This is a genomic window from Pseudomonas sp. CMR5c (assembly GCF_003850545.1).
Classification (GTDB): Bacteria; Pseudomonadota; Gammaproteobacteria; order Pseudomonadales; family Pseudomonadaceae; genus Aquipseudomonas; species Aquipseudomonas piscis.
In genome coordinates, this window is the sequence record NZ_CP027705.1 from 2,520,812 (window position 1) to 2,535,148 (window position 14,337).

General features: G+C 65.5%; 13 protein-coding genes. 7 read left to right on the top strand and 6 right to left on the bottom strand.

Annotated elements, in window-relative coordinates; all coding sequences use genetic code 11:
* The first annotated feature begins 93 nt into the window (after window positions 1-93).
* From gcvA to C4K40_RS11850, 5 genes are all read left to right on the top strand, one after another.
* Window positions 94-1,002, top strand: coding sequence for a transcriptional regulator GcvA (gene gcvA / locus C4K40_RS11830; RefSeq protein WP_053136310.1), 909 nt, complete (start codon window positions 94-96; stop codon window positions 1,000-1,002).
* Window positions 1,003-1,051: 49 nt separating this feature from the next.
* Window positions 1,052-1,585, top strand: coding sequence for a GNAT family N-acetyltransferase (locus C4K40_RS11835; RefSeq protein WP_053136308.1), 534 nt, complete (start codon window positions 1,052-1,054; stop codon window positions 1,583-1,585).
* Window positions 1,586-1,660: 75 nt separating this feature from the next.
* On the top strand, window positions 1,661-1,990 hold the full coding sequence (locus C4K40_RS11840) for a hypothetical protein (protein ID WP_053136305.1): 330 nt from the start codon (window positions 1,661-1,663) through the stop codon (window positions 1,988-1,990).
* Window positions 1,991-2,120: 130 nt separating this feature from the next.
* On the top strand, window positions 2,121-4,409 hold the full coding sequence (metE, locus tag C4K40_RS11845) for a 5-methyltetrahydropteroyltriglutamate--homocysteine S-methyltransferase (protein WP_053136302.1): 2,289 nt from the start codon (window positions 2,121-2,123) through the stop codon (window positions 4,407-4,409).
* Between the two features lie 540 nt (window positions 4,410-4,949).
* Window positions 4,950-5,672 (top strand): type II CAAX prenyl endopeptidase Rce1 family protein, encoded by a 723-nt coding sequence (locus C4K40_RS11850; RefSeq protein ID WP_022643754.1) that lies wholly within the window; start codon window positions 4,950-4,952, stop codon window positions 5,670-5,672.
* 15 nt (window positions 5,673-5,687) lie between these two features.
* On the opposite strand, the gene C4K40_RS11855 is transcribed toward C4K40_RS11850, so the two are convergent.
* A complete protein-coding gene (locus C4K40_RS11855) occupies window positions 5,688-6,584 on the bottom strand; it encodes a DMT family transporter (protein ID WP_031321503.1) in 897 nt (298 codons plus the stop codon).
* A 117-nt stretch (window positions 6,585-6,701) separates the two neighbouring features.
* Between C4K40_RS11855 and C4K40_RS11860 the strand changes: the two genes are divergently transcribed.
* Window positions 6,702-8,036 (top strand): PLP-dependent aminotransferase family protein, encoded by a 1,335-nt coding sequence (locus C4K40_RS11860; protein ID WP_053136299.1) that lies wholly within the window; start codon window positions 6,702-6,704, stop codon window positions 8,034-8,036.
* Window positions 8,037-8,080: 44 nt separating this feature from the next.
* Here the strand turns inward: C4K40_RS11860 and C4K40_RS11865 are convergent, their stop codons facing one another.
* The 5 genes from C4K40_RS11865 to C4K40_RS11885 form a co-directional block, all read right to left on the bottom strand.
* Window positions 8,081-9,709, bottom strand: coding sequence for a methyl-accepting chemotaxis protein (locus C4K40_RS11865; RefSeq protein ID WP_031321505.1), 1,629 nt, complete (start codon window positions 9,707-9,709; stop codon window positions 8,081-8,083).
* A gap of 244 nt (window positions 9,710-9,953) precedes the next feature.
* The gene (locus C4K40_RS11870; protein WP_053136296.1) at window positions 9,954-10,835 is read right to left on the bottom strand and encodes an alpha/beta fold hydrolase; all 882 of its coding nucleotides are present in this window, start codon (window positions 10,833-10,835) and stop codon (window positions 9,954-9,956) included.
* An 87-nt stretch (window positions 10,836-10,922) separates the two neighbouring features.
* A complete protein-coding gene (locus C4K40_RS11875; protein ID WP_022643760.1) occupies window positions 10,923-11,444 on the bottom strand; it encodes an alpha-ketoglutarate-dependent dioxygenase AlkB in 522 nt (173 codons plus the stop codon).
* Window positions 11,445-11,498: 54 nt separating this feature from the next.
* Window positions 11,499-11,804 carry a hypothetical protein gene (locus C4K40_RS11880; protein ID WP_053136293.1) on the bottom strand — a complete coding sequence of 102 codons (306 nt, stop codon included), beginning with the start codon at window positions 11,802-11,804 and terminating at the stop codon, window positions 11,499-11,501.
* 70 nt (window positions 11,805-11,874) lie between these two features.
* Window positions 11,875-12,600 carry a murein L,D-transpeptidase catalytic domain family protein gene (locus tag C4K40_RS11885; protein ID WP_022643762.1) on the bottom strand — a complete coding sequence of 242 codons (726 nt, stop codon included), beginning with the start codon at window positions 12,598-12,600 and terminating at the stop codon, window positions 11,875-11,877.
* Window positions 12,601-12,750: 150 nt separating this feature from the next.
* Between C4K40_RS11885 and C4K40_RS11890 the strand changes: the two genes are divergently transcribed.
* Window positions 12,751-14,322 carry a murein L,D-transpeptidase gene (locus tag C4K40_RS11890; protein WP_053136290.1) on the top strand — a complete coding sequence of 524 codons (1,572 nt, stop codon included), beginning with the start codon at window positions 12,751-12,753 and terminating at the stop codon, window positions 14,320-14,322.
* The last annotated feature ends 15 nt before the right edge of the window (window positions 14,323-14,337 follow it).

Consider the following 14,337-nt stretch of genomic DNA (forward strand, 5'->3'; position numbering starts at 1 on the left):
GCACTTGATGTCGTGCTGGGGCCAATTATTCTGGGAGTTTTCACTCGCTGACAAACCAGCATTTTTCGCTGGATGATTAAGAAGGGCTAAATCATGAGCATGGAGTTGCCGTCCCTCGTCGCGTTACGTGCATTCGAAGCCACGGCGCGCCACCTGAGTGTGACCCTGGCGGCTGGCGAGCTGCACGTCACTCCCGGTGCGGTGAGCCTGCAGATCAAGGAACTGGAAGCGGCCCTGGGCGTGACGCTGTTCGTGCGTCGGCCCCGGCGGTTGCTCCTGACCGCTTCCGGCGAAGAGTACTTCGCCACCTTGCGGACGGCGTTTCGCATGATCCGCGAAGCCACTGCCGAACTGGTGGGGCGCACGCGGCTGGAGGTGCTGGTGCTCAGCTGCACGCCGAGTTTCGCCGTGCAATGGCTGGTGCCGCGCCTGGGGCAATTCGAGGCAAAAAAACCTGGGGTGGATGTACGCATCAGCGCCTGCAACCGGGTGCTCGACCTGGCTCGCGATGGCATCGATCTTGCGGTTCGCCATGGCTTTGGCCGCTACGACGGCCTGGTCAGCGAGCGCCTGCTCGACGATCAGCTGGTGCCGGTGTGCAGCCCGCAGTTGCTGGGCCCGGAGGCCATCCTGACACTGGCCGAGCTGGCGCGCCTGTGCCTGCTGCATGACGAACATCGCCATGATTGGCGCCTGTGGCTCGAGGCGGCAGGAGGCGCGTCGCTCGATGAGCATCAGGGGCGGGTGTTCGTCGATAGCAACGGGGCCATCGAGGCGGCGAAGGCTGGCCTCGGCGTGGCCCTGGTGCGCCGCTCGCTGGTGGCGCGGGAACTGGCCGAAGGGACGCTGCTGGCGCCCATGGCACAGGGCATCGCCAGCGATCTGGCCTACTACCTGGTGTATCCGGCCACTGCCCTCGAACGCCCGGCGGTGGCGGCATTGCGCGAGTGGATGCTGATGGAGGCGGGGAGCGCCGTTACCGGCGCTGTTTCGCCGTCCTGAGCGATTCGCTTGGCAATGAACGTCGTTCAACTGTTGTACAAGGTCAGCTGTGCCGCTATTCGAAACCCCGCGCCTTATCGGGCGCCCGCTGTCCCGCGAGGACTTGCCGGCACTGGCGGCAATCCTCAGCGAACCTTGGGTGATGAAGCATTCCCTGCGTGGCGTGTGCGATGAACAGGCCACCAGCCGGTTCATCGACGAGTGCCTGGTTTGCTACGCCGAACAGGGCATCGGGCCCTGGGCCCTAGTGGAGAGGGGCGCCGGCGGATTGGTGGGGTTCTGCGGAGTCAGTCCCGAACAGGTGGGTGGGGTCCGGGAAGCCAACCTGGGCTATCGCCTGGCCCGGCGTTTCTGGAACCGCGGCCTGGCCACCGAAGCGGTGCGTGGCGTCCTGGCGTTGGTCTTCGGCCCGCTGGGCCTGGACTGCGTGGTGGTGATTATCGAACCGGATCATGGTGCGTCCTTGCGAGTCGCCGAAAAGGCCGGTTTCAGTGAGTACCAGCAGATGGAGTTGCATCAGCGTCCGGTGCGGTTGTATCGCATGGGTGGCCAGCATTGGCAGGCACTTTGCCTTGACGGTTGAGGCGGCATACTGGCCCCGCGGTTCCCGGAAGTTCGCCAAAATCACTTTAATTTCAGGTGGTTAGGTTACCGCAAAATGCGCCATGTGTTGATTACGCTGACTTCGTTTGCCTTGATCGGCGGGGCGTGCAGCGCCCAGGCCCGGGAGCTGGCGGCCAATGACCGGTATGTCTGCAGTTGGGGCGCAGGCACGGCTGCCAGGGCCCAGGAGCTGAAGTTGTCGGGAGTATCGCTGTATGCGGCGCGGCAGAAGATCCAGGTCTACAAGTTCAGCAAGGGCTGGATGCGCATGATGGCCCTGGGCATCACCGAGCAGACCTACGACAGCCCGTCGCGGATCAAGCCCGAGGCGTTGCGTAAAAGCTTTTACGACGATTGCGTGCGCTACAAGCTGGCCCGGCGCTGAGCCCGAGAGTGAAATGCGGTGAAAGGATGATCATGAATAAAACTTATGGTCATCAGGATTAAAATGAGTTTGTCTCACTCATGCCGTGCTATCGACAATGGCTGCCATTCACACAATGGAGTTGTCTGTCATGGCTTTGGCTCATTCCCTCGGATTCCCGCGCATTGGCCGCGACCGCGAACTGAAAAAGGCCCAGGAAGCGTTCTGGAAGGGCGAACTCGATGAAGCCGGCTTGCGCGCCGTTGGCCGCGAGCTGCGCCAGGCGCACTGGGCACTGCAGAAAGACGCCGGTATCGAGCTGCTGCCAGTGGGCGACTTCGCCTGGTACGACCAGGTCCTGACCCATTCCCTGATGTTCGGCGTGATCCCCGAGCGTTTCCGTCCGCAGAACGGCCCGGCCACCCTGCAGACCCTGTTCGGCATGGCTCGCGGTGTCAGCGACAACTGCTGCGGCGGTGCCCATGCCCAGGAGATGACCAAGTGGTTCGACACCAACTACCACTACCTGGTCCCGGAGTTCAGCGCCGACCAGCAGTTCCAGCTGGGCTGGGAGCAATTGTTCGAGGAGGTCGAGGAAGCCCGGGCCCTGGGTCACCAGGTCAAGCCGGTGGTGCTTGGCCCGCTGACCTACCTGTGGCTGGGCAAGGCCAAGGGTGCCGACTTCGACAAGCTGGAGCTGCTGGAGCGCTTGCTGCCGTTGTACGGGCAGATCTTCCAGCGCCTGGCGGCACAAGGCGTGGAGTGGGTGCAGATCGATGAACCGATCCTGGTGCTGGACCTGCCCCAGGACTGGAAGAACGCCTTCGAGCGTGCCTACAACCTGATCCAGCGCGATCCGCTGAAAAAGCTGCTTGCCACCTATTTCGGCGGGCTGGAGGAGAACCTCGGCCTGGCCGCCAACCTGCCGGTGGACGGCCTGCACATCGACCTGGTGCGCGGCCCTGACCAATTCCCGAGCATTCTCGACCGCCTGCCGGCCTACAAGGTGCTGTCGCTGGGGGTGGTCAACGGCCGCAACGTCTGGCGCTGTGACCTGGAAAAGGCCCTGGCGACCCTGCGCCATGCCCATGAGCGGGTCGGCGAGCGGCTGTGGGTGGCGCCTTCCTGCTCTCTGTTGCACAGTCCGGTGGACCTGGCCCGGGAAGACCAGCTCGATGCCGAGCTCAAGGGCTGGCTGGCCTTCGCCGTGCAGAAGTGCGAGGAAGTGGCGCTGCTGGCCCAGGCCGTCAACCATCCAGAGGCACCGCAAGTGCTCAAGGCCCTGGAGCAGAGCCGGACGCTCCAGCTCGGCCGGGCCGCCTCGCCGCGTATCCACAAGCCGGCAGTGCAAGCGCGGGTGGCGGCGATCGGCGCCCGGGATAGCCAGCGCCAGTCGCCATTCGCCCAGCGCATCGCCAAGCAGCGCGCTGGCCTGGACCTGCCGTTGTTCCCCACCACCACCATCGGTTCGTTCCCGCAGACGACCTCCATCCGCCTGGCGCGCCAGTCGTTCAAGCAGGGCAAGCTGAGCGCCGCCGAATACACCGAGGCGATGCAGAGCGAGATCCGCCATGCGGTGCAGATCCAGGAGCGCCTGGGCCTGGACGTCCTGGTGCATGGCGAGGCCGAGCGCAACGACATGGTGGAGTATTTTGCCGAGCAACTGGATGGCTACCTGTTCACCCGTTTCGGCTGGGTGCAGAGCTACGGTTCGCGCTGCGTCAAGCCGGCGGTGATCTTCGGCGACCTGAGCCGCCCACGGGCCATGACCGTGGAGTGGATCCGCTATGCCCAGGGCCTGACCGACAAGGTGATGAAGGGCATGCTCACCGGCCCCGTGACCATGCTGATGTGGTCGTTCCCCCGGGAGGACGTGTCCCGCGAGGTCCAGGCCCGGCAGCTGGCCCTGGCCATTCGCGACGAAGTGGTGGACCTGGAAGCCGCTGGTGTCCGCATTGTGCAGATCGACGAAGCGGCGTTCCGCGAAGGCCTGCCGCTGCGCCGGGCGCAATGGCAACACTACCTGGACTGGGCCACCGAGGTGTTCCGCCTATGCGCCTCCGGGGTGCGTGACGAAACCCAGATCCACACCCACATGTGCTACAGCGAGTTCAACGATGTGATCGAGTCCATCGCGGCCATGGACGCCGATGTGATCACCATCGAGACCTCGCGTTCGGACATGGAACTGCTGGGGGCCTTCGAGGCCTTCGCCTATCCGAACGAGATTGGCCTGGGGGTCTACGACATCCATTCGCCGCGGGTGCCGGACGCCTCGGAAATGGCCAACCTGCTGCGTAAGGCGGCCAAGCGTATTCCCGCCGAGCGCTTGTGGGTCAACCCGGACTGTGGCCTGAAAACCCGTGGTTGGGCAGAAACCGAAGCGGCCCTGGTGCACATGGTCGCCGCTGCCCGCCAGTTGCGCAGGGAACTGGCCTGACAGTCGTTTGCGTGGCCTTTTAGCCGGGACTCCCAATGGGGTTCCGGCTTTTTTGTGCCCACTGAACAGCAAGGTCGGGTAATGACGCTTGGCGTGACCGGGCATCTGATACGTATTTTTCTGGTTTATCTGCATCTGTTATCAGCACAGCCGAGCTTGGAAAATGGCGCACCCGCCCGGCCCCTGGCTGGAGAGCGGGCCCGCTGCACCCTAATATTCAGGAGGTCCGATGACCAAGATGGCGTTGTTCTTGTTTGGGTTTCTGGTCTTGACCATCACTATCGGTGCACTTGCCACTATCTCCCCGACCTGAAGCCGGGTCGCCCCAGGCTGCGGTGGCTCGCTTCAAGGCGTGCTGCCGTTGCAGCTTCTGATTGCTCCATTGCTTGCGTTGAATGTCGTTCATCCACCTTGGCAGTGGGCGTTGCGCCATAGCACCGAGTTGCGCCACCCTGGCGCACCCTCATTGCAATGGATTGCCGACATGAACCCCATCCTTTCCTGCTCCTGCCAGCTACGGTCGCTTACCGGAGCCGGGCGATGAGCGCTGCCCTGGCGTTGCTCGGCAGTTACCTGCTGTACCTGTTTCCGGGCCTGGTGCTGTATGCGCTGTGGTTCGGCCTGACTCCCAGGCATCTGGTGGGGCTGCGTATCGCCATCCTGCTGCTGGGATTCGTGCTGTTGCGGGATGTGATGACGCCGTTGCAGTTGTGGTCCCTGGGCGCTGGCGCGCAGATCGGCTTCATCGCCAACCCGATGGTGTTGGCGGGCCTGGGCCTGCTGTCGTTGGCAACGCTCGCTTGTCTGGCGAGCGTCGCTGCACAACTCTGGAAACTGGTGGTCTGGGAGCGTCGCGGGTGGCTGTCGGGCCTCGCCCTGGGGCTGCTCGGCGGTATGGCGCTGGGCTTGCCGTTGCGCCTCTATGCCGGGACCGACCTGGACCAGGCCACTGGCTCCTGGTTGCTGGGCATGGCGCTGTTGGCCCTGGGCGGCAATGCCCTGGAGGAAGTGCTGTTCCGTGGCCTGTTGCAGGGGTATCTGGAGCAAAGTTGCGCACCTTGGCGGGCAGCCTTGCTCAGCGCCCTGGCATTCGCTGCCTGCCATGCCTTCCTGGCTTTCAGCGTTACCAGCGCTGGTTGGCCGGTGTTGCTGTTCACCCTGCTGGAAGGCTTGATCTGCGCCGGCTTGCGCATGCGACATGGGGTGCTGGCGGCGATCGCCGCCCACGCCACGGTGATCTGGTTGATCGCCGTGCCGATGTGAGCGGCGCCAGGTTGCCTATTTGGAGAACTTGCGCGCGCCGACGACGCAGAGGATCACTGCAATCGTCACCCCGAGCATGCCCAGGCTGACCTGTTCATGCAGCAGGCCGGCGGCCAGGCCGAGGCCGAAGAAGGGCTGCAGCAACTGCAATTGGCCGACGGCGGCGATCCCGCCCTGGGCCAGCCCGCGATACCAGAACACAAAGCCGATCAGCATGCTGAACAGCGAGACATAGGCCAGGCTGGTCCAGGCCGGCAGGCTGATGCCGCTGAAGGTGGACGGCAGGGTGAACAGAGTCAGGGCGATCATCAGCGGCAGCGACAACACCAGCGCCCAGGAAATCACCTGCCAGCCGCCCAGGGTCCGCGACAGCTTGGCACCCTCTGCGTAGCCCAGGCCGCAGACCAGCACCGACAGCAGCATCAGCAAATCGCCCTGGGGCGAAGCCGTCAGGCCCTGGGCGAAGGCATAACCCATCACCAGCAAGCTGCCCAGGATCGAGAACAGCCAGAACACCGGGCGTGGCCGCTCGCCGCCACGGATCACCCCGAACACCGCGGTGGCCAGCGGCAGCAGGCCGAGGAACACGATGGAGTGGGCCGAGGTCACGTACTGCAGGGCCAGGGCGGTCAGCAGCGGGAAGCCCAGGACCACGCCCAGGGCGACTACCGCCAGGGGCAGCAGTTGCTGCTTGCTCGGGCGCCGTTCCTTGAACAGCAACAGGATCGCCAGGGCCAGTATCCCGGCGATGGTGGCGCGGGCGACGGTGAGGAATAAAGGATCGAACTCGGCAACCGCGACCCGGGTCGCCGGCAGCGAGCCGCTGAAGATCAGCACGCCGAGAAAGCCGTTGAGCCAACCGCTGGAGGTTTTCTCCAGCACGGGGGATTGCAGGTTCGATGTCCGTTCCATTGAGGGGATCTCGCTTGAAGTGGCAAATTCAGGCCGGCATTGCGCCAAGCCTTGCGTCGGATCCATCCTAGGATCGAGAATCAGCACAATCAAAAAATTGTCATGGATACAGCGCCTATGGCCCGTGCCCGCTACAAGCAATTGGTCGACGCCTTCGCCGGCGATATCCGCAGTGGCGTACTGGCTCCCGGCACCCGCCTGCCGACCCACCGCGAGCTGGCGGCAAGTGAAGGCCTGGCCCTGGTCACCGCATCCAGGGTGTATGCCGAACTGGAGGCCATGGGGCTGGTCAGCGGTGAAACCGGGCGTGGCACCTTTGTCCGCGAGACTGCCTTGCCGCCAGGGCAGGGTGTGGACCAGCAGGCCACCGCAGCCGGCACCCTGGACCTGAACTTCAACTACCCATCCTTGCCTGGCCAGGCCGAACTGCTGCGCGGCGCCTTGCGCCAGTTGGCCTCCAGTGGCGACCTGGAGGCCTTGCTGCGCTACCAGCCCCATGCCGGGCGGCCCCATGAGCGAGCCCTGGTGGCGCGCTACTTGGCCAGCCATGGGCTGGTGGTGGAGGGCGAGCAAGTGCTGATGGTCAGCGGCGCCCAGCATGGATTGTCGATTGCCGCCATGGCATTGCTCAAGCCCGGCGATGTGGTGGCTACCGATGCCCTGACCTACCCGGGTTTCAAGGTGGTGGCGGACGCCCATGGCCTGGAATTGCTGGCCATTCCACTGACGCCGCAGGGGCCGGATCTTGCGGCCTTCGAGCGCCTGTGCCGGCAGCGGCGGGTGCGGGCGGTGTATGCCATGCCGACCTTGCACAATCCCATGGGCTGGGTCCTGGACCTGGCCTGGCGCCAGCGCCTGGTGGCGATCGCCCGGGAGCAGCGGCTGCTGATCATCGAGGATGGAGCCTATGGGTTTCTCGCCGAGGACCCGCCACCGCCCCTGGCCGCCCTGGCCCCGGACCTCACCCTGTATGTGTCGGGGTTCTCGAAGAATGTCGCGGCTGGTTTGCGAGTGGGTTACCTGGTGGCGCCTGCGGCCTGGACCCAGGCCCTGGAGCGGGCGATCCGCGCCACCACCTGGAGCAATCCCGGGGTGATGAGCGCCATGGCCTGTGCCTGGATCGAGGACGGCACCGTGGCCCGCCTGGAGCAGGAGAAACGCGTCGATGCACGCCAGCGCCAGGCCCTGGCGCGGGAGTTGTTGACGGGGCTGGAGATCCTCGGCCACCCCGGCTCCTACTTCCTCTGGCTGGCATTGCCCGAGGAGGTGCGGGCCGATCAGGTGGCCATGGCGCTGCTGCGCGAGAAGGTCTCGGTGTCTACGGCCGAGCCTTTCGTTTGCGCCGGTCCGGTGCCCCACGCCATTCGCCTGGCCCTGGGCTCGGTGAGCCTGGCGGAGCTGCGCGAGGCGCTGCTCAAGGTGCGTAGGGTGATCGCCCGCTATGCGTTCTGAAGCGGCAAGCTACAGGCTTGCCGCTCGCGACTCGCGGCTGTCCCTCAGAGCTTGAACTGGTTCACCAGGCCGTTGAGGTCCACCGCCAGGCGCGACAGTTCCTGGCTGGCGGCGTTGCTCTGGTTGGCGCCGGCCGAGGTCTGGGTCGACAGGTCGCGAATGTTGACCAGGTTGCGATCCACCTCGCGGGCCACCTGGGCCTGTTCTTCGCTGGCGCTGGCGATCACCAGGTTGCGCTCGTTGATCGAGGTGATGGCCTGGGTGATCTGGTCCAGGGCCAGCCCCGAGGCTTGCGCCGCCTCCAGGGTCAGGTGCGCCCGTTCATTGCTGGTGCGCATGGCGCTGACCGCACCCTCGGTGCCTTCTTCGATGGTGTTGATCATGCTTTCGATTTCCTGGGTCGACTGCTGGGTGCGATGGGCCAGGGCCCGCACCTCGTCGGCGACCACCGCGAAACCACGCCCGGCGTCCCCGGCCCGGGCCGCTTCGATGGCGGCATTGAGGGCCAGCAGGTTGGTTTGCTCGGCGATGGAGCGGATCACCTCCAGCACCTGGCCGATGTTGCGCACATCCACCGCCAGGTGTTCGACCCGCTCGCAGGTCTGGGTCACGTCCTGGGCCAGCTGGCCGATGGAATCGACGGTGTGCTGCACCTGCTCGCGGCCATGGTGGGCGGTACGGTCAGTTTCCTTGGACGCCTCGGAGGTGCTCACGGCGTTACGCGCTACTTCCTCCACGGCGGCGGTCATCTCGTTGACCGCGGTAGCCGCCTGTTCCACTTCGTCGCTTTGCTGGTGCAGGGTCTGGCTGGAATGATCGGTCACCGCATGCAGCTCCTCGGCGGCCGAGGCCAGCTGGTTGGAGGAGTCGGCGATGCGCTGCAGGGTGTTGCGCAGGCTGGCCTGCATGGTCTGCAGGGCTTGCAGCAGGCGCGCCGGTTCGTCCTTGCCGCTGATGGCGATGCTCTGGCCCAGGTCACCGCTGGCGATGGTCTCGGCCACGCCCAGGGCCTGGCCCAGGGGACGCACGATGCTGCGGGTGAGCAACAGGGCCAGGGCGATGGTCAGGGCCACGACCACCAGCAGGATCACTACCACCATGGTGATGGCGCTCTGGAACACCTGGCTGCTTTTCTCGGCGGCGGCGACCCCGCCCCGGGTGTTGATGTCGATGATGCTCAACAGCTCCTTGAGCATCGCGTCGGCGTTGACCAGGAACGATCCGCCGTCGACGATGTTCACCGCTGCTTCCTTGTGGCCCTGGCGGACCTGTTCCAGCACCTGGTGCTGGTCCTTCGCATAAGCCGCCCTGGCATTGAGGTAACGCTCGTAGGCGGCCCGTTCCTCGGGTTCGCTGATCAGTTGTTCGTAGGTGGCCTGCTGGCGGTCCAGTTGCTGTTCGAGCTGCTCGACCCGGGCCAGCAGCGCCTGGACGGCGCTGGCCTCACGGACCACCAGCATGCGCAGGGTGATGGTGCGGATCTGGGTGCTGGTCAGGGCCACGGCATTGGCGGCGACGATGGAGGGTTGCCAGTTCTGGTCGACCTCAAGGGATTGCTGGTTCATGCGCTGCATTTCCAGCAACGAGAAGCCCCCCAGGCCCAGTGCGAGCAAGGCGATCAGGGCGAAGCTGAGCCCTGCGCGGCGGGATATGTTCATCGTTCTCAAGAGCATGACGGTGTTCCTTGTGGCAGCAAAAAGCGCAACCGGCGGGCAGCGCGCGGTTGCATCGGTGCGGCGCGCTATGGAGCAGGCTCCATGGCGCCGTCGGCGTTTTTGCACACAAGGCTGGCACCAGGCGCATCTGGCGGCGCCTTTGGCGAGCGTTATCCAGTGTAGGCGGGGGCACGTCCCCGAGCCGGAAAACCGCCCGATGATAGCACAATGACATGTCTTTCGGGCGGTTTGCTGAAGGGATTCAGCCAGTCTGTTCCAGGAAGAAGCCCGCGACCGCCTCGGCACTGGCGGCCGGGTGTTCCTGCATGAAGCAATGGTGGCCGTCGAGCACCTGGGTATGCAGGTGCCGGTTGATGGTGGCCCAGCGCTCGATCGAGCGGGCGACATAGGGGTAGCTGTCGCGCCCGCGGATCGCCAGGGCCGGGGTGCGGATCTGGCCCAGGGCCTGCCACAGGCGTCGGGGAACGGAGCTGAAGATATCCACTTCACGCTCGGGGGCGCACTTGAGCGCCACGCCCTGGCCGTCATCCTTCAGGCCGTGTTCGATATAGGCGGCCAGGGCCTCGGTGCTCCAGCCCTTGAACACCCCGCGGTTGGCCAAGGCAGCCCGGGCCGCGGCGCGGTCGGGCCAGTGGCGTCGACGGGCGGCGGCCTTGCGCGCCAGACTGTGGCGGCGGTTCAGGCCCAGCACCGACAGCACCCGCAGCGAGCTGATCATCGAGGGGGTGAACAGCACCGGATCGAGCAGCACGGCCTTGGCGAACAGTTGCGGGCGCTCGGCCAGCACCAGGCAGGTCAGTACCGCGCCGAAGCTGTGGCCCAGGGCGTAGCGCGGTACTGCGCCGTAGTCCCCCAGTCCGGCCTCGAAGGCTTCGGCGGCCAGTTGCGCGGTGCGGTTCCAGCCCAGGAAAGGGCCTCCATGGTCACTGTCGCCGTGACCCTGGACGTCGCTGAGCCACAGGTCGAAAGACTCGGCCAGCAGCGCCAGCATCGGTTGGTAGGCCATGGCGCAGAAGCCATTGCCATGGAGAAAGTGCAGCAATGGCTTGCCCGAGGGCACGGAGCGCAGGCCGCGCAGGGTGAAGCCTTCGCGGCACGGGTGGGACCAGGGAATCAACTGCATGGAGCCTCGACAGGGGCGGTGGGCACAGTCGGGCATTGTCGACGGGCTGCAATTCGAGTCAAGGGTCGATCCGGACCGCCTCCAGCACTAGCGCTCCTGGAGCTGGCGAAACGACAGGCTGATCCGCTCGCCGGCGCCCGGCGCCTTGGGAATCGCGTGCAGCCACTGGGTCTGCAAGGCGTCGGACATGTGCAGCAACGAACCGGCGCCCAGGTTGTACTCGTGGATCTGGCCACTTTGCTTGTGCTTGAACAGCATGCTGCGCGCATGCCCCAGGGAAATCACCACCACGCCGGTGCCTGGCACCAGTTGTTCGTTGGCATCGGAATGAAAGCCCATGGAGGACTGGCCGTCGGGGTAGAAGTTGAGCAGGCAATTATTGGGACGAAACCCCAGCAATTGCTCGATGGCCGGGCACAGCCGCTCCAGCATCTCGGGCATGGGTACCGCCGGGTAGCTGATCTGCGAATAGTCGTAGGGCAGGCCGAAGCTGGCAGTCTTGCGCGCGCGCATGCGCTCGTCCCAGGACACCGAGGCCTTGAGCTGCTCGAACAGCGCGAGGGGATCGGGAATGAAACTGGCGACGAAGTCGATATCGGGTGGGGTCATGCTAGGCCTGCCTTGGCTGGAGAAAGAAAATGACGGGAGTGGGTCGCTGCGAGTTCAGTGCCCTGCCTGGAGCTCCAGGGTGCCGCCGCAACGAGCCTGGAGAAACTCTCCGGCCTGTCGCCCCAGCTCGATCCGGGAGGCGTTGATGGCCAGGACCAGGGGCGTCGTGGATAGCGGGTCGATGTCCAGGCGCTGCGTGCTGTCGGCCCGCAGGATCAGGGTCAGCTCCGTCCACTGGTCATCGGCCGCGCTGCGACTGTCGCCATCGGAATCGACATTGCACCCGGTGCCCCACAGGTGTTCGGCGACCAGGTAGAAGGCCGGGCGAGGGCCGGGGCCGTGGAGCAGGAATCTAGGCATGGGGGCGAGCGACAGAGGACGGACCGCGACGGTAGCTCGCCCTCGTTGCTTCGTGCAAGTGCCGGCGGCTTCAGCCGCCGTTGGCGCCGAGGATGCTCGCCACCTGGCGCGGCTGGCAGTTGAGGTAGGCCGAGGATTTGAGCCAGCGCTGGTCGGGATACCAGGAGAACATGAACTGGCCGTCCTTGAGCTTGTCTATGACCTGGCGCGCCACCTGCGGACGCACGGCCGGGCAGCCCTGGCTGCGGCCGATGCGGCCCTGGCGCTGGCTCCACAAGGGATTCACGTAGTCGGCGGCATGGATCACGATGTCGCGGTCACGGGCTCGGTCGTTGAAGCCCGGTTCCAGGCCATCCATGCGCAGCGAGTAGCCATGGCTGCCTTCGTAGCTTTCCTGGGTGCGGAACAGGCCCAGGCTGGACTGGTAGCTGCCCAGGCGGTTGGAGAATTGCGTGGCGAAGTTTTCCCCGGATTTTTGCCCGTGGGCCACCAGGTCGCGCAGCACCAGCTTCTTGCTGCGCAGGTCGAAGATCCACAGGCGCCGGGCGGTGGAGGGCTGGGAGTAGTCGATCACCGCCAGGTGCCGGGCTTGCCGGGCACCGCTGCTGACCGCGCACTGCATGGCGCTCAGGGCGCTTTTAAGGGCCTGGGGGTTGAGGTCCGGGGCGGCGTGGGCGAGGCTGGCGTACAGCGTCGGGCTGGTGGTGGGGCGAGGTTTGCTGGAAGCGAAGGAAGGACTGCAAATGGCGCCCAGGGCAAGGGCCGCCAGGCAGAATCGGCACAAGAAGGTCAACATGTCTAAAACATCCCCATGGTCACTTTGGCTCCTGACGTCCTGTCTCCCCGGCAGTCTGGTCTATATGTTTAATTCCCAGGCCTGATTGTTCTGTGCATCTGCCGTAACGCTTGGCCCTCAGCCTGAGGGCAATGGATTGGAGTAAAGCAGTTGTTCAAAAAACACGCATGTTACTTGAGCTTGTGGCTGCTCGCTGCGCCATTGGTCGCGCTGGCCGAGGACTTGCCCCAGGTGCCGGCGAGCCCCCTGTCGGGGGCGCTGGCCCAGCCGGCCCTGGCCTGCCCGGCACTGGCCCCGCGCCTGGACCTGCCGACGCAGCAACTGTTGCAGGCGTTCTATCGCGAGCAGGGCGAGCAACCGGTGTGGTCGACCGGGGACCGCCTGGAACAACTGCAGGCGCAATTGGCGGGCTTGGTCGATGACGGCCTGGACCCTGGGCGCTATCGCCTGCCGCCAGCGAGCGCGGGGGGCGATGGCCTGTGCCGTGACATCGATATCAGCCACCAGTACCTGCAAGCCCTGCAGGACCTGCATTACGGGCGCCTGTCGCAGACCCGCTTCGAGCCATTGTGGCGGGCCCAGCCGTTGCCGGACGATCGCCAGGGCGTGTTGCTGGCCATTGCCGGGCCGGGGCTGGATGACCTCGGTGCGGTATTCGAGCGGGCACGGCCCAACCTCGAGCAGTACCGCAACCTGCGCCGGGCCTATGCCCATGAGCGGCAACAGCCCTTGCCCCATTGGCAGGACGTGGCTGGCGGCCCGCTGTTGCGCCCGCACATGGAGGACAAGCGCGTTCCGGACCTGGCCCTGCGCCTGTACCACGGCGGTTTCCTGGCCAGCCCCAAGGTCAATGCCGACAACATCTACAGCGACGATCTGGTGAGCGCGGTGAAGAGTTTCCAGCTCAGCCACTCGTTGCAGTCCGACGGCGTGGTGGGGGCTGGCACCCTGAAGGAGATGAACGTCAGCCCGGCCCTGCGTCGCGAGCAGTTGCGCATCAACCTCGAACGCCTGCGTTGGCTGGCCCGGGACTTCGAGCCGAACATCGTGTTGGTCAACGTCGCTGCGGCGCAGTTGAGTTTTTACCAGCACGATGCGCTGGTCTGGCAGACCCGCACCCAGGTCGGTCGCGCCGAGCGCCAGACTCCGTTGCTCAAGTCCCAGGTCACGCGCCTGACCCTGAACCCGACCTGGACCGTGCCGCCGACCATTCTCAAGGAAGACAAGCTGCCGCAGATCCGCCGTGACCAGGGTTTCCTCAATCGCCAGAACCTGCAGGTGCTGGACGCCAATGGCCAACCCCTGGCCGCCGAGGACATCGACTGGGATCGTCCGGGCAACATCCTCCTGCGCCAGGGCGCCGGGCCGCGTAATCCCCTGGGGCGCATCGCCATCCGTTTTCCCAACCCGTTCTCGGTATACCTGCACGACACGCCGAGCCAGGCGTTGTTCAGCAAGGGGCCGCGGGCCTTCAGCTCGGGCTGCGTGCGGGTGGAGCAGGCGTTGCAGCTGCGCGACTGGCTGCTCAGCCCGGCGGAGCGCCTGCGCACCAACGATTTGCTGGCCACCGGCTTGACCCACGAGTTCCGCCTGGCCAAGCCGGTACCGATCCTGCTCACCTACTGGACGGTGCAGGCCGACAGCCATGGGCAGTTGCTGTACGCACCGGACATCTACGGGCATGATCCGCAGCTGTCCACCGCCTTGGGCAGCAAGATCTGACTTGCGCAAACCGCG

Excerpts from the sequence above, each read along its gene's own strand:
- gcvA (WP_053136310.1), top strand. The coding sequence starts at position 94 with ATGAGCATGGAGTTGCCGTCCCTCGTCGCGTTACGTGCATTCGAAGCC.
- C4K40_RS11840 (WP_053136305.1), top strand. The coding sequence starts at position 1,661 with ATGCGCCATGTGTTGATTACGCTGACTTCGTTTGCCTTGATCGGCGGG.
- metE (WP_053136302.1), top strand. The coding sequence starts at position 2,121 with ATGGCTTTGGCTCATTCCCTCGGATTCCCGCGCATTGGCCGCGACCGC.
- C4K40_RS11850 (WP_022643754.1), top strand. The coding sequence starts at position 4,950 with ATGAGCGCTGCCCTGGCGTTGCTCGGCAGTTACCTGCTGTACCTGTTT.
- C4K40_RS11855 (WP_031321503.1), bottom strand. The coding sequence starts at position 6,584 with ATGGAACGGACATCGAACCTGCAATCCCCCGTGCTGGAGAAAACCTCC.
- C4K40_RS11860 (WP_053136299.1), top strand. The coding sequence starts at position 6,702 with ATGGCCCGTGCCCGCTACAAGCAATTGGTCGACGCCTTCGCCGGCGAT.
- C4K40_RS11865 (WP_031321505.1), bottom strand. The coding sequence starts at position 9,709 with ATGCTCTTGAGAACGATGAACATATCCCGCCGCGCAGGGCTCAGCTTC.
- C4K40_RS11870 (WP_053136296.1), bottom strand. The coding sequence starts at position 10,835 with ATGCAGTTGATTCCCTGGTCCCACCCGTGCCGCGAAGGCTTCACCCTG.
- C4K40_RS11875 (WP_022643760.1), bottom strand. The coding sequence starts at position 11,444 with ATGACCCCACCCGATATCGACTTCGTCGCCAGTTTCATTCCCGATCCC.
- C4K40_RS11880 (WP_053136293.1), bottom strand. The coding sequence starts at position 11,804 with ATGCCTAGATTCCTGCTCCACGGCCCCGGCCCTCGCCCGGCCTTCTAC.
- C4K40_RS11885 (WP_022643762.1), bottom strand. The coding sequence starts at position 12,600 with ATGTTGACCTTCTTGTGCCGATTCTGCCTGGCGGCCCTTGCCCTGGGC.